Origin of the sequence: Spirosoma sp. KCTC 42546 (genome assembly GCF_006965485.1) — a bacterium.
GTDB lineage: Bacteria > Bacteroidota > Bacteroidia > Cytophagales > Spirosomataceae > Spirosoma.
Map to the genome: position 1 here is coordinate 2,022,658 of NZ_CP041360.1, position 14,734 is coordinate 2,037,391.

The 14,734-nt window shown below is 48.9% G+C and carries 11 protein-coding genes; 6 read left to right on the plus strand and 5 right to left on the minus strand.

The window, feature by feature from the left end; translation table 11 throughout:
• Positions 1-2: 2 nt before the first annotated feature.
• From EXU85_RS08145 to EXU85_RS08160, 4 genes are all read right to left on the minus strand, one after another.
• On the minus strand, positions 3-779 hold the full coding sequence (locus tag EXU85_RS08145) for a LytTR family DNA-binding domain-containing protein (RefSeq protein ID WP_142771610.1): 777 nt from the start codon (positions 777-779) through the stop codon (positions 3-5).
• A 218-nt stretch (positions 780-997) separates the two neighbouring features.
• Positions 998-2,056 carry a sensor histidine kinase gene (locus EXU85_RS08150; protein WP_142771611.1) on the minus strand — a complete coding sequence of 353 codons (1,059 nt, stop codon included), beginning with the start codon at positions 2,054-2,056 and terminating at the stop codon, positions 998-1,000.
• A 6-nt stretch (positions 2,057-2,062) separates the two neighbouring features.
• Positions 2,063-3,148 carry a sensor histidine kinase gene (locus EXU85_RS08155; RefSeq protein ID WP_142771612.1) on the minus strand — a complete coding sequence of 362 codons (1,086 nt, stop codon included), beginning with the start codon at positions 3,146-3,148 and terminating at the stop codon, positions 2,063-2,065.
• Positions 3,149-3,205: 57 nt separating this feature from the next.
• Complete coding sequence (locus EXU85_RS08160; RefSeq protein ID WP_142771613.1) at positions 3,206-4,357, minus strand: FAD-dependent monooxygenase; 1,152 nt, start codon at positions 4,355-4,357, stop codon at positions 3,206-3,208.
• Between the two features lie 236 nt (positions 4,358-4,593).
• On the opposite strand from EXU85_RS08160, the gene fdhD reads away from it, so the two are divergent.
• Positions 4,594-5,439 carry a formate dehydrogenase accessory sulfurtransferase FdhD gene (gene fdhD / locus EXU85_RS08165; protein ID WP_142771614.1) on the plus strand — a complete coding sequence of 282 codons (846 nt, stop codon included), beginning with the start codon at positions 4,594-4,596 and terminating at the stop codon, positions 5,437-5,439.
• Between the two features lie 55 nt (positions 5,440-5,494).
• On the opposite strand, the gene EXU85_RS08170 is transcribed toward fdhD, so the two are convergent.
• A complete protein-coding gene (locus EXU85_RS08170; protein ID WP_142771615.1) occupies positions 5,495-6,373 on the minus strand; it encodes a diacylglycerol kinase family protein in 879 nt (292 codons plus the stop codon).
• Positions 6,374-6,547: 174 nt separating this feature from the next.
• Between EXU85_RS08170 and EXU85_RS08175 the strand changes: the two genes are divergently transcribed.
• The 5 genes from EXU85_RS08175 (at position 6,548) to EXU85_RS08195 (ending at position 14,580) form a co-directional block, all read left to right on the plus strand.
• Positions 6,548-7,618: an App1 family protein gene (locus EXU85_RS08175; protein ID WP_142771616.1), complete on the plus strand. Its 1,071-nt coding sequence runs from the start codon at positions 6,548-6,550 to the stop codon at positions 7,616-7,618.
• A gap of 31 nt (positions 7,619-7,649) precedes the next feature.
• Complete coding sequence (locus EXU85_RS08180; RefSeq protein ID WP_142771617.1) at positions 7,650-9,998, plus strand: FdhF/YdeP family oxidoreductase; 2,349 nt, start codon at positions 7,650-7,652, stop codon at positions 9,996-9,998.
• A gap of 202 nt (positions 9,999-10,200) precedes the next feature.
• Positions 10,201-10,536, plus strand: coding sequence for a PadR family transcriptional regulator (locus EXU85_RS08185; RefSeq protein WP_142771618.1), 336 nt, complete (start codon positions 10,201-10,203; stop codon positions 10,534-10,536).
• Positions 10,533-13,190 (plus strand): ABC transporter permease, encoded by a 2,658-nt coding sequence (locus EXU85_RS08190; protein ID WP_246859459.1) that lies wholly within the window; start codon positions 10,533-10,535, stop codon positions 13,188-13,190. The genes EXU85_RS08185 and EXU85_RS08190 overlap by 4 nt, the downstream gene beginning before the upstream one ends.
• Before the next feature lie 163 nt (positions 13,191-13,353).
• On the plus strand, positions 13,354-14,580 hold the full coding sequence (locus EXU85_RS08195; RefSeq protein WP_142771619.1) for a DegT/DnrJ/EryC1/StrS aminotransferase family protein: 1,227 nt from the start codon (positions 13,354-13,356) through the stop codon (positions 14,578-14,580).
• Positions 14,581-14,734: the final 154 nt, after the last annotated feature.

Sequence of the window (14,734 nt, forward strand, 5' to 3'; positions counted from 1 at the left end):
ACTCATTTCCCCATCCATTTCTTAAACTCCATGGCCCGTTCGCGGCTTACCAGCACTTCGTCGTCGGGGGTAGGGCGGAGGGTTAGTTTGAGTTTGTTGTTAAAGTACGAATGAACCTGCTGAACGGAGCTGATCTCGACAACAAACTGCCGGTTCGCGCGGAAAAACTGAGTGGGTTCCAGCATCGCTTCCAATTCATCGAGCGTATAATCGACCGAAAACTTCTGGTTGGCACGGGTACGGAAGAGACTTACACCGTCTTCGGAATAGAAATAAGCAATGTCGGCTACGTCGATGGGTAGCCACTGAGACAGGTGTTTGACTAAAAAGCGTTTCCGATACTCGGTGGGTTGGATCTGCTGGCGAAGCTGCTGAACCAGGGCGTTGATCGTAGCCGTTCCCATTGGCTCTACCGCTGGTTGCGTAACTAACCGTCGTTGTTTAGCTAAACTAGCTTCCAGTTCCTGCCGTTTGATGGGTTTGAGCAGGTAGTCGATGCTGTTGACCTTGAATGCCTTCAGCGCATACTCATCGTAGGAGGTCGTGAAAATTATGGGCGACTCGACGGCTGTCTGTTCAAATATCTCAAAACTCTGCCCATCGGCCAGTTCAATATCCATCAAAATCAGATCAGGAGCGGGGTTATCCTGGAGCCAGGCCACCGATGCCCGTACGCTGGCCGTTGTGCCAACGATCTGTAGCGTAGGGTCAACATCCTGCAACAATTTTGTCAGCTTGCGGACCGCTAATTCTTCATCTTCAACGATCAGTACATTCATAATCAAACGCGTTTATCAAGTCTCGCTTTTATAGTCTATTAAATGTAGCCATTACTAGGCTTGTCTGCCAGCAGTCTTTTGAATGAAACCGCAAAATCAGGGGGTGAATTTGCATAAACTACTCCTGAACTGTAGGGTGTTTTTTTCTGAACGGTCAGGAAAAGCATCATTCACTTGAGTTCCTCACTAAGGTTGATTCTACAGAATCCATATGGGTATCAGGCGGCAGCGCTTACCAATTTCTCCGAACTGATTAGTGGTAAGGTTACTGTAAAATAAGGTGCTTCGTCCACCACATCTACATCGCCCACGCCCAGCAACCGATACTTATTGATAATGTTACTCAACCCTACCTGATTCGATACCGCATGAACCGCTTTGCGTTGCAGGTTATTCTGCACCACCAGCCTGCCATCGTCGCGGGTTTCGATACGGATATGCAGCGGCTGCTCAGGTAAAATAACATTGTGCTTTACGGCATTTTCCAGCAATAGTTGCAGCGTCAACGGGGGGAGTTGATAGGTGTAATAGTGCTCACTGATAACTTCCTCTAGTTGAAGGTGTTCGCCATGGCGGGTTCGTAATAAGTGGAAATACGATCGGGTAAATCTCAGTTCCTGATCCAGCGTTGCCAGTTCAGTTTCGTTGGCTCGTAACAGGTACCGATAAACACTACTCATTTCATCAATGAATTTCTGGGCCTGATCCGGGTCTTCTTCAATCAGCGAAGAAAGCGAGTTAAGCGCATTGAACAGGAAATGTGGACTGATTTGCCCTTTGAGACCATCAAGCTGGCTCCGTAAGTTAGCCTGCTGAAGTTGATCTGCTTCCCGAAGAGCGGCATCCCATTGTTCGAAGGTATAAATGCTTTCATGAACTATATTGACAAGTAGGTTGCCTATAGCACTGATAATGAGCGTCCATTGAAGGTGAGTTTCATTGAATACGTAGCCTGGAAAGTGTACCCAGGCATAGCCATAGAAAAAGCCAAGAATCATGGTCGAGGACATAACGACGTGAATACTCCAGGCAAGGCATAAGCGCAGGGCCGTTTGTCGGATATGCGGAAATCGTTTTCGAAGCCAGAGGGCAGGAACCGCATGCAGGAAGTAGGCGGGTGTCCAGAAAATGATGATACTGATGGTAGCGGGCAAGAATACATTGATATCCTCGAAATAAGCAAAACCAAACAGGGCATAATTGAGTAAACCGAAATAAACGGGTAGAATATACAGCGCGATACGGGTGTCCTGTTGAGTGAAAATGTTCAGGTTCACGGGTGGTCAGCTGGCTAAGAGGTTAAGTTCGATCGAATGCTGCGTCGTCAGTGGTAGTGTAACACTGAATAGTTGGTCGTTGTCGAAGATGTACAAGGAGGGTAAGCCCAGGGCCGAAAACTGGGCCGCTAGCTGGCCCAGCCCTCCTGATGGTGTTGCCACCTGCACTAATTTTCGCTGGAGCAGGTTACTCACCTCAAGTCGGTTGCCTGCTAAATAACGAACTGTAATGGTTAGCGGATTATTCGTGGATAAACTGTTATAGCGAATGGCATTATCGACCAGTATTTGTAAGGTTAATGGCGGTAATAGCAGATCAGATGCGGCTGGGTTTGTCTCAATATGCCAGCGTAGAGCGGCCCCATAACGCTCATTGAGTAAATACCGATACGCATCCAGAAATGCTAGCTCATCGGTTAATGATACCAATGAGCGCTGGCCCGCCTGAAGCATGTAGCGGTATACACTCGCCAGCTCGTCCAGAAATGCACCAGCCCTACGACGGTCTTCGCTAATCAGAGCCGATAATGAGTTCAGACTGTTAAACAGAAAGTGCGGATTTACCTGATTTTTCAACTGGGCTAACTCATTCAGTAACCGATTTTTCTTGACTGCTTCGGCTTGCTCCACAGCTAATCTGTACTGCCGCAAATTGTAAGAGCCCTCGTAATAACTGCCAACGACTACCACAAAAAATAACGCCATGGCCACCGGGAGCAGATAATCGTCGGGAAAAATAGGTTTCGGGATACGACCACTCGGGTCGAGCTGATACATCGTCCAGGTTTCGACGAGTTGGTCAAATACCGTGAAGAGGGAGTAGCCTCCGAATGTTTTCCAGATTCGTTTACGGGTATTTGGTCGGCCTGGATATTGCTGCCGCACCTTTATCACCCACCAGAGTAGCAAGTGCCAGAGAAACGTGGTAGAAATGAGTCCCCATACGACTGTGAGAGCAACTAGCTGTTCATCGTACCCATAAGCCGCAATCGTAAGCAGTACAAACGGCAATACGGCCACCGGAATACCAATCAGGCGTACCCAGCGGTCGTTAAGTGCGTCGAACGAAAGCGCAGAGAGAGGAACGTTCATAGACGAAAATTACGACATTTTCGGGAACGATTATAGGGTAATCGGTAGGTATGTCCCTCAAAAGTCTACCTGGTATAACATTTCCAGCTGTCGCTCATTCAGTTTGGCGGGTAAGAGTCGAAACAGACCATTTCGTACCATCATAAGGAATTTATTCTCAACCTGTGCTACCGTACCAATTCGTCGGGAGGTTTTACTAATTATGTGGGTACGTTTTAACCGTCGTTGTTCAAACCGTTTAAATGCGTCTGGTACAGTACCCCCCTTTGCCAGCTCATCTGCCAGTACAACTGCATCTTCAATAGCCTGACAGGCCCCCTGACCCAGATTAGGCGTGGTGGCGTGGGCCGCATCACCCAACAAGACTACCTTATCGAAGGCATAGCGCGCCAGTGGTTTAAGGTCGCAGATGTCATTCCAGATCAATGCGTTGTCGGGTGTGCGGGCGATCACATCCGGGATTGGCGAATGATAGCTGTCGAACTGCCTGAGCAGATCGTTGGGTGTACGGGCACGCATTCGGGAATCGTTTGCCGGGGCATTCTGTGTGGCAAACCAGTACAGTTGATTAGTAGCCAATGGTACTACGCCAACGCGCCCAGCTGTGCCCCAGGTTTCCGATGCTTCCGACAAATTCAGCCCTGTGGCATCAACCACCGCTCGCCAGCAGGTATAGCCTGCATACCGTGCTTTGGAGTCGGGCATCAGTTGCTGACGGATGGGCGAGTGGATGCCATCGGCCACCAGTAAGTAGTCAGCTTCATGCGTAGTGTCATCATCGAATTGAATAATAACTTTATCCGGTTGCTGGTTTATCTGTATACCGCGCTTACCCATGTGCACAACTCCGTTATCGAGTTGATGCAGAAGCACCTGATGCAGGGCGGCCCGGTGAATACTAAAATTGTCGAGACCATATTTCTGACTGATTACCCGACTATCTGTGCGGGTAACAACGCGTCCATGCTGGTCATAAATGGTAAACGCATCGAGAAGCCGCCCTGCCTGAACCACCTCATCAGCAATACCTAGTCGCTGAAAGGCTTTGATCGCATTGGCTGCTAAAGCCAGTCCGGCACCCAGTGGTTTACTAACTGGAGCAGCTTCAAAAACGCTGGCACGAATGCCAATTTTTTGTAGAGCCAGCGCCGTTGTCAATCCTACGATACCCCCTCCAAGAATGGTGAACGATGTTGATGGCTTAGTCATAATGGAAAAACGGTTACCTGGGACAAGAGATTAGGCGAGTTAGCAAGTCAAAATTGGCAGAAAATGAAACGAGTGCTCTGGATAAGTAGGACGAAACCGCATTTCTTTGGGTTGAAACACCTATAGTTGGTGGAGTGGCGAAGTAAGACTAGTAAGTGAATGTTGCTAATGAGCGGTTTCCGTGTGTAAATAACTTTATGCTTCTACTCCGTGTTCTCCCTGAAACTAGTTGTTATATGCCGCTCGTTGCCCCCACAACCATTCAAAAAGTAGCTGGCGAAAGCCTGACCGAAGCCCCTGATCTGCTGGCCGTTGAGGAACCTCTCGAAATTCGACTCGGGTTTGGTCCAATGAGTAATCGCCAGCAGAAACCCGTATCGGTTACCATGCGGACGCCGGGTAACGATGAAGAACTGGCCATGGGGTTTCTGTTCACGGAAGGTATTATTCACCAACCTTCCGATATTGTTTCATGCCGACATTGTGTACAGGACGCTCATAAAGAAGGCAACGTGCTGCGGGTTGAACTTCATCCTGACATACTCGTTGACTGGGCACGACTGGAACGGAACACCTTTACCTCATCGAGTTGCGGGTTGTGCGGCAAAGCGACGATTGAGGCTGTCAGTGTACTTACGCCCGGCCCAGTTGCGTCGGATGTTGTAGTGACCTCGTCTGTACTCCATTCGTTGTCGGAGCGCGTTCGGGAAACCCAGCTGGCCTTTGCCTACACAGGTGGTATTCATGCAGCCGCCTTGTTTGATGCCGATGGAAAGCTACTATTGGTTCGTGAGGACATTGGCCGACACAATGCACTGGATAAACTCATTGGAGCTGCCTTCTGGCAAAATTGGTTGCCACTCAGTCAGTACGGTATTTTTCTGAGTGGTCGGATTGGCGTTGAACTCGTCCAGAAAAGCTGGATGGCGGGTGTACCGATTCTGGCCGCTGTGGGTGCCCCGTCGAGCCTGGCCGTACAAATGGCGCAGGAAGCCCAAATCACGCTGGCCGGTTTTGTGCGGAACGAACGATTTAACCTCTACAGTGAGCCGGGCCGGATTCGGGTACTGCAAACGGTTTAAACTGGTACTTGTATCCTGTTACGTTAGGCGTAGTCTGAGACTATGCTCAACAATCCTAATGAGTTACATGATTAGGCACTCGTATCCTCAGCGCTCCGGGCCGAATATCAGCTTTTAATGTAGTAACCTGGCCCCGGTATTCGCCATCCACCTGGAAATAGGCTTTTCGCTTCGTTTCAATACTGACCGATGTAGTCGAAATAATCTCAATTTTCTTCGGGTCGAAGGGCTGGAACCGCCAGAATAGTTTCAGAATCTCCCAGATCGATAAGCGCCGGAAAATAACTACTTCAAATTTTCCGTCTCCCAGATCACCATCAGGGTTGATAACGGCACCGGTGCCATACATGCGGGCATTGGCCAGTACCACCATAAAGGCCACCCGGTGTATGCACTCATCGCCCGCAGTAATGGATACCCGGAGAAGTCGCCGTTTTTGCAATACCTTAATGACACCCTGTAAGTAGCCAAATTTACCTCGTAGATTGTTTTTTTCGTAGTACCGAACCAAACGGGCATTCAAGCCAATATCGCCTAAGTGTAAACAACTCTCTCCACCGTTAATGTCAATTACATCGACTTTTTTTGATATGCCATTGACTAAGGTATCCAGACTACCCTGCACATCAACGGGAATACCCAGCTCGCGGGCCATTCCGTTGGCTGAGCCTACAGGCAGGATACCCAGTAAGATAGGCGTGTCGAGCAGGTGCTCGGCTACGATTTTAATGGTGCCATCGCCCCCGGCAGCTACTACGCAGTCGGGCTTGTGCTGCTCGATTTGCTGACGGATCGTTTCGTTGTCGGTTTTACCATCGAGGTGAAATTTGTGGATGGTATGGGGTGAGTTATCGAAATAGGTAGTGATGGCTTCTTCCCAAACGGTTTTATCTGTCCCGCCCGAGACGGGATTAATTGCGAATAAAAAGGTCAACTTATATGCGATTTAAAAGTTATCAATAGATAGTCATTGGTTGCCATTCCTTACCATTCTGTAGTCATTTGTTATAAAGGGTTGGTAGTTAGTTCCTTAGCGATAAATGACTATCAATGTCGCGTAATGACAATTAATGACAAGCGTGCTTTAAAGACGAGTACCGACTTAATCATGGAAACAGTGCAGTTGCCTTTTAGGCATAAACAAAAAAAAAGCCTGAAGGGTGGAATAAAACATTATTTCTTAACATGGCTGCATCTGACCGACCAGCCCCTGGTGAAGGTATACCGGGGTTTCGGGAATCAAACCATGTTAACTGTTCATGGGACTGTTTTTAAGCAGAGTGCGTTGCCCCGAAAAAAATACCGGACCAGTATCTGGGTGAATTTGCTGGGTTTAATTCGATTGTTTTTGGTTCGGCCCTATTCACAGGTTCGGGTTCGGGTTTATGCAGGTGGGCAGACCAGAGAGACTAAAACGGATCTGGATGGCTATTTTCGGGTTGAGGTGCCCCTGACACAAGCGTTGCCGCCTGGCTGGCATGTAGTTCAGGCGCAGTGTATATCCCCGGCAGGCATGCCCGAAACCATACTAGCCGATGGAGAGGGAGACGTTTTAGTACCTCATGCAAGCTCGTTTGCCTGTATTTCCGACATTGATGATACGTTTCTGGTATCGCACTCAGCCGTACTCATGAAACGGTTAACCGTATTGATCACCCGGAATGCGCATACTCGCCAACCCTTTGAGGGGGTGGTATCGCATTATCAGTTGCTGGCCAAAGCGAACACCCAGGATGAGGCAACAAATCCGTTTTTCTACGTGTCGAGTAGTGAATGGAACCTGTACGACTATATTCTGGAGTTCTCGAAGAAAAACGGCCTGCCTGAAGGCGTGTATCTGCTGAGCCCGTTAAAGCAATTCTCGGAGTTGTTGAAAACAGGGCAGGGGAAGCATATGACGAAGTTTATGCGGATTGTCCGGATTCTGGAAGCGTATCCAAACCAGAATTTTATTCTGCTGGGCGACGATACGCAGGAAGACCCCACTATTTATGCATCGGTAGTTGAGCACTTTCCATCCCGGATTCGTTGTGTCTATATTCGGCAGGTTCATCATAAAAATCAGCTAAAAACCCGGGAAATTTTGAGTCGTATTGAAGCCATGGGTGTTCCTTATTGCTACTTTGCGCACAGTGCCGAAGCCCGTCAACATTCAGTAGAAAGTGGATTAGTTGCCTAAGAACTAAATTTTAGATTGTTTTAGCCAGAGTATGGATCAGAACACGCCCCCCGAAGAATTAACCGGCGACCTTACAATAGGTAAGCCTTATACCGAAGCCGCTGGTGTCGAAGCCATCCTGAAGTCGCTGGAGCACATTGGTAGTGGCACGGGCCTGATTCGTGGGTTAAAGGTGCTGGCCGATCTGAACCAGAAAGATGGATTCGATTGCCCATCCTGCGCCTGGCCTGACCCTGACGACCATCGGTCTAAACTGGGTGAATATTGCGAAAGCGGGGCCAAGGCCGTCGCAGACGAAATTATGACCAAACACTCGGCCTCGCCCGTACTGTTTCAACGCTATTCGGTAGCCGAGTTGCTTCAGAAAGGGGACTTGTGGCTTGGACAACAAGGACGGCTGACGCAGCCGATGATCTTAAAACCCGGCGCTACTCATTACGAACCAATTGAATGGGCGGATGCTATTCAGCTCATTGCCAGCCAGCTAAAAGCACTTGATTCCCCTGATGAAGCCATTTTTTATACCTCAGGCCGAACCAGCAACGAAGCAGCTTTTCTGTACCAGTTGTTCGTTCGGATGTTCGGCACGAACAACATGCCCGACTGCTCGAACATGTGCCACGAATCAACCAGCGTTGCCCTGGCCGATTCACTGGGGCTGGGGAAGGCATCGGTCAAATACGATGATTACGAAAAGGCCGACGTGATCATGATTATGGGCCAGAATCCCGGCACCAACGCACCCCGAATGCTTACGCCACTGGAACAGGCCAAGCGAAATGGGGCTAAAATCATTGCCGTAAATCCCTTACACGAAGCAGGCTTGCTGTCGTTTAAATATCCGCAGAGCGTTCGGGATGTGGTGTTGGGTGGACAGAAACTCACGGATTTGTTTTTGCAGATTCCCATCAACTCCGACCTTGCCTTGCTAAAGGCGATGTGTAAGCTGTTATTGGCCGAAGAGAAAAAAAGTCCGGGAAAAGTGCTGGACCAGGACTTTATCAGGAAATACACCGCCGGTTACGATGCGTTCGTGAAAAGTCTCGATCAGTTTGAACTAAGCGATTTAGCCGCTCAATGCGGACAGACCATCGCGCAGATTCAGGAAGCGGTCGATTTGTTCAAGCATACACCCAAATTGATCATTTGCTGGGCAATGGGTCTGACCCAACACAAAAATGCGGTTCAGACAATTAATGAAGTGATTAATCTGCTCTTGCTGAAAGGTAGCATTGGCATTGAAGGGGGAGGGGCCAGCCCAATACGTGGCCACAGCAATGTGCAGGGCGACCGTACGATGGGCATTTGGGAAAAGCCCAAACCTGAGTTTCTGGATGCTCTCAAGCGTGTGTTCAAGTTTGAACCACCCCGCGAAAATGGCTATGATACGGTTGCCGCTGTGAAAGCGATGCACGAGGGCAAAGCGAGCGTGTTCTTTGGACTGGGCGGCAATTTCGCGATGGCCGTCTCCGATACGAATTACACGGCAGATGCCCTGAAAAGGTGTAAACTAACGGTGCATGTTTCCACAAAGCTCAACCGGAGTCACCTCATTCACGGCGAAACGGCGCTCATTCTTCCCTGCCTGGGTCGTACTGACCATGATAGACAGGCAACTGGTGAGCAGTTTGTTAGCTGCGAGAGTACAACGGGCGTAGTGGCACAATCCCACGGAGTCGTTGAGCCTTCGTCTGCGTATTTGAAAAGTGAAGTGGCCATTATTGGTGAGTTAGCGAAGGCTACGCTTGTAGCACCGACCGTCCCGGTCGGCCGTAACAAGTCCGACTACTCGGCCGACCGTCCCGGTCGGTACTACATGGACTGGGACCAGCTTGTAGCTAACTATGACCGTATCCGTGACCTGATTGAACAGGTGGTGCCTGGTTTCGATAACTATAACGAAAAGGTTCGGATACCCGGCGGCTTTTACATTCCCAACGGCCCGCGTGTTCGGGAGTTTAAAACGAAGGATGGCAAAGCGCATTTCACGATCAACACACCAACGCACCATAACTTACAGCCCGGCGAGTTGTTGCTCATGACCGTTCGGAGTCACGATCAGTTCAACACCACGCTCTATGGCAATGATGATCGCTATCGGGGCATTTATAACGAACGGCGCGTGGTATTCATGAACCCCGACGACATTGCCAATCGGGGATTACGGGAAAAACAAGTGGTGGATTTGCATAGTCAATACGACGGTCAGAACCGAACGGCTCATCGGTTTATCGTGATTCCGTACAACATTCCGCTTGGCTGTACAGCAGCTTACTTCCCCGAAACGAACGTATTGATACCGATTGACTCAAAAGCCGATAAAAGTAATACTCCCACCTCGAAGTCGATTGTTATTACCGTGACACCAGCGGAGGGGTAAAGGATTAGGGTAGGTAATCAGAATAAGTACCGATAGGACGTCCAGATCTGGACGTCCTATCGTCCGTTTTCGGACTATAGTAATTCAATAGAAAGTGAAAAAAGGGCATTTTACGGCTTTGGGGGCCTACAAGCTTTATTGGCCTTTGATTTGCTATGCAAAAGGAAAAGATATACCTACCCCGCAAGAGTAATTCCAACTGATGAAGGGCACCCAACTAGGCGAGTTTGAAGAGATCGTTTTACTGACAATCACGCTGCTGTACGATGATGCCTACGGCGTGGCTGTTGTAGAGGCATTAAGCAAGCGTTTGGAGCGCCCCATGAGCTTAGGCGTTGTTCATCGAACCATGCAGCGGTTAGAAGAAAAAGGGCTGGTTCATTCTCGCTTTAGCGAACCTATTGCTGAACGGGGTGGACGGGCCAAACGCCTGTTTACCATAACCCTGGCGGGTGAACAAGCCTTACGGGAAGCGCGACGAATTCGTAATGAATTATGGGAAGAGATTCCGAAAACCGCTTTTGACCATCTGACATGAATCGAAACAATAAAAACCATCAGGGCAGCCAGCCAGCGCCCCCTCGCTGGGCTGAGCGGCTATTGGAACGGCTTACAGCTCCTCATATCCGGGATGAAATTTTGGGGGATCTGTATGAATTATTTCAAAAGCGGGTTCAACGATACGGCTCTACTCAGGCCCAGCTGCTGTATGGGCTGGAAATGCTGCTGCTGTTACATCCCCGCCTTTGGCGCAAACAAGCTCAATATGTCAATCGATACACGACAACCGTTTATTCACCACCAAACCCAATGGCCATGCTTAGTAATTATGTTAAAATTGCCTGGAGAAAACTTAATCGACACAAATCCTATACGGTGATCAATGTGGTGAGCCTAAGCCTGGGCATGGCCTGCGCCATTCTGATCTTTACGCTGGTTAAATACCATCTGAGCTTTGATACGTTTCATGCTGATCAAAACCGCATCTACCGCATTTACACAGAGCTTCATACAGAAAAAGTGACCTATAGCACGGGCGTTCCCAATCCGATGGGAGAAGCCTTCCGAAGTGGGTACAATGTCGCTGAAAAAGTTGGCCGTATTGCCTTTCTAACGAAACGGGTGGTTGCCGTAGCGCCCCAGAAAAAGTTTGAAGAAGATATTGCGTTTGCCGATCCGGATTTTTTTGACATTTTCAATTTTCCCCTGCTAGAGGGCAACCCGAAATCTGCTTTGCAGGATCATAATACAGCCCTTATTACAGACCGAATCGCTAAAAAATATTTTGGCAATGAAAATCCCATCGGTCAGCTATTGCACATTGATGAGTCGCTGGTTGTTAAGATAACCGGTATTCTCCGAAACCTACCGGCTACCACAGACTTTCATTCAGAGATCTATCTACCCTTCAGCAATTTGCAGAACCACAGTCCCTGGATGGTCGAAAAAGACTGGTGGCTAGGTTTCAATAAAGAGATGCAATGTTTTATCCGGCTCAAACCGGATGTATCAGCGGCTGTGGTCGATTCGAAAATTCTTCCAGCAATTGTTGATAAATACTACGATAAAGAGAATGCGAAGCATTTTCGATTTAAATTACAGCCGATCGCCGATGTTCATTTTAATCCTAACCTGCGGGGATACACTGAGAAAAAAAATCTCTGGACATTTGCTCTGATCGGTTTTTTTCTGGTTGTCACGGCCTGTGTCAACTTTATTAATCTGGCAACGGCTCAGGCGCTTGGGCGCGCCAAGGAAATTGGGGTTCGAAAAGCACTGGGCAGCCAGCAGGGAACGCTTTTCTGGCAATTTATTACCGAAACGGCGCTTATCGCCGGATTATCTCTGATTATCGCTTCGGGGTTGGCATACCTGGCCTTACCGTTTGTTAATCAATGGTTTGGCATAAAGCTGATGCTCAATTTATTGACGGATACGTATCTACTTATCTTTTTATTCGGCCTGCTGCTGATCGTAATTTTCTGTTCAGGTGCTTATCCCGGTTTGATTCTGGCTCGTTTTCAGCCTGTACTGGCGCTGAAAGGGAAGCTTTCTCAACAGTCGACAGGTGGTTTCTCCCTGCGAAAAGGGTTGGTGGTCACCCAGTTTGCCATCTCACAACTGCTTATCATTGGCACACTGATTATAACCAGCCAGTTGCGTTATTCCCAACAGGCTGATCTGGGTTTTCGGAAAGACGCAATGGTTATTCTGCCCGTTCCCGACAATAAAAAGTCCAAAATCAGCACGTTGGCGGCACAGCTTTCTGAACTATCCGGCGTTGAAAATGTGACGTTTTTCGATACCCCTCCCGCAACTGAATTCTTGGCAAGCACCTCATTTCGCTTCGATTCTCGCCCGGAAAACGAAAAATTCAATATTTCTATTAAAGCTGGGGATCATCAGTATGCCCCGACATTCAACATTCCTATTCTGGCTGGTCGTAACCTGAATCCATCGGATACGATTAGGGAATACCTGCTCAACGAAACGGCCGTAAAAGCCCTTGGATTAGCTTCGCTACAGGAAGTGATCGGCAAAGCTGCTACAATCAATGGTCGATCAGGAACCATAGTCGGCGTGATGAAGGATTTCCACTATAAGTCGTTTCGTGTAGCTATTGAACCCCTCTGCCTGACAACCTGGGGTGAGACTTACAACAGTTGCGGGGTAACCATAAATCCGGCTAATCTGGGGCCAACCCTGGCCGGACTTGAAAAAGCCTGGACGGCCCTGTATCCGTCTTCCATTTTTACGTATCGGTTTATGGATGAGGACATTGAGCGGCTCTATAAGTTGGATACTATGCTTCTGCGGCTCATTCAGGCGTTTGCCGGTATCGCAATTTTTGTGGGTTGCCTGGGTCTGTACGGGCTGGTGTCGTTCATGGCAGATCAGAAAAAGAAAGAAATTGGTGTACGCAAGGTATTGGGTGCGAGTACGTTTGGTATCCTTTGGTTGTTTGGGAAAGAGTTTTCTCGTCTGCTGTTGGTTGCGTTTGTGCTGGCAGCTCCATTGGCGTGGTGGGTCATGAACAAGTGGCTTACTAATTTTGTGTATCGGATTGAACTCGGTGCCGGTATGTTTATTCTGGCAATGCTCATCACGTTCATGGTTGCCTTGCTGACCGTCGGTTTCCAGAGTATGAAGGCCGCTCTGATGAATCCGATAAAGACCTTACGTACAGAATAGACAATAGGCAGGTTGGTCACTAAAAAGCACCGCTAGTTAATCACGTAAATTTTCACCTGCCTGATAGCCTGAAATAGATCCTGTAGCGTATTATATCCGAGTTAAACGAATTTGCTGCCAGAACTTCCCTCATGGGCAGTTCTGGCGGTGATTCTACCAGGATATGATTGGTAAGCAACTAGGGCAATTGGCAATACACGGTGGGCCGAAGTCAGTGAATACGACCTTCCCCTGGCCCATCTACGACGAAACGGAAGTTCAGGCCGTGGCCAGCATCGTGCGAAGCGGACAATGGGGAAACCCTGATTGTGCCGATGAAGTAGCTCACTTTGAGCAGGCTTTCGCGTCTTATTGCGGCAGTAAATATGCCGTAACCTGTGTGAATGGGTCCGTATCGCTTCGGTTGGCACTGATTGCCTGTGGGTTACGGCCTGGCGATGAGGTCATCGTGCCGCCCTATACCTTCATTGCAACGGCTTCGGTCGTACTGGAAATTAACTGCGTTCCGGTCTTCGTCGACATTGATCCGCAGACCTATAACCTCGACCCTACCCATATTGAGGCTGCTATTACAAGCAGAACAAAAGCCATTATTCCCGTTCATTTTGCTGGCTTGCCCTGCGATATGGACGCCATTCTGGACATTGCGCAACGGCATAATTTGCGTGTGATTGAAGATGCCGCTCACGCCCACGGGGCCGAATACAAAGGCCGGAAACTTGGCTCTATTGGTGATGCCGGGAGCTTTAGTTTTCAATCGTCCAAAAACCTGACGAGTGGCGAAGGTGGCATTGTCATTACCAATGATGATGCCCTGTACGAAACCATGAATTCTCTGCGAAATGTAGGCCGGTTGCCCAGCGGACAATGGTACGATCATTTCAACCCTGGCTGCAACTACCGCATCACGCAACTCCAGGCGGTTCTGCTCTCCGAACAATTAAAACGACTGGATGAGCAAACGATCACGCGGAACGAGAACGGTCTTTACCTGGATAGCCTGCTGGCCGATATTGACGGTATTACACCCTTGAGTCGGGGAGAGGTTGCTATCCGGCACTGTTATCACCTCTATATTGTCAAATACGATCGAACCAAATTTGGGCAGATTGCGAAGCAGGAATTTGTGGCCATGTTGTCGGCAGAAGGGGTGCCCTGTTCAGCGGGGTATCCGCATCCGTTGTATAAGCAACCGGTGTTTCAGCAAAAGAACTTTATGTGTTACGCCATCCCAGAATCGGTGGATTATACGCAGGTAAACTGCCCGGAAGCGGAGCTGGCGTGTGCTGAGGAAGCCGTGTGGATTTTTCAACAGGCCATGCTGGGTACTCGCTCCGATATGGAGTCGTTTGCTCAGGCGATTCGGAAAATTCAGAATGCCAGGAAATAGATTCGCTTAATGACGCTGTTTTGGGCTGTACCGACGTACCCACGGGCTTATTGATTTGAAGAAATTAACCGCCGTTTTGCTAGCCTTCAAAACCCCCAACCCCCTGAAGGGGGCTTAGTTCACTGGGAAAAAAAGCCCCCTTCAGGGGGTTGGG

Excerpts from the sequence above, each read along its gene's own strand:
- EXU85_RS08145 (WP_142771610.1), bottom strand. The coding sequence starts at position 779 with ATGAATGTACTGATCGTTGAAGATGAAGAATTAGCGGTCCGCAAGCTG.
- EXU85_RS08155 (WP_142771612.1), bottom strand. The coding sequence starts at position 3,148 with ATGAACGTTCCTCTCTCTGCGCTTTCGTTCGACGCACTTAACGACCGC.
- EXU85_RS08160 (WP_142771613.1), bottom strand. The coding sequence starts at position 4,357 with ATGACTAAGCCATCAACATCGTTCACCATTCTTGGAGGGGGTATCGTA.
- fdhD (WP_142771614.1), top strand. The coding sequence starts at position 4,594 with ATGCCGCTCGTTGCCCCCACAACCATTCAAAAAGTAGCTGGCGAAAGC.
- EXU85_RS08175 (WP_142771616.1), top strand. The coding sequence starts at position 6,548 with ATGGAAACAGTGCAGTTGCCTTTTAGGCATAAACAAAAAAAAAGCCTG.
- EXU85_RS08180 (WP_142771617.1), top strand. The coding sequence starts at position 7,650 with ATGGATCAGAACACGCCCCCCGAAGAATTAACCGGCGACCTTACAATA.
- EXU85_RS08185 (WP_142771618.1), top strand. The coding sequence starts at position 10,201 with ATGAAGGGCACCCAACTAGGCGAGTTTGAAGAGATCGTTTTACTGACA.
- EXU85_RS08190 (WP_246859459.1), top strand. The coding sequence starts at position 10,533 with ATGAATCGAAACAATAAAAACCATCAGGGCAGCCAGCCAGCGCCCCCT.
- EXU85_RS08195 (WP_142771619.1), top strand. The coding sequence starts at position 13,354 with ATGATTGGTAAGCAACTAGGGCAATTGGCAATACACGGTGGGCCGAAG.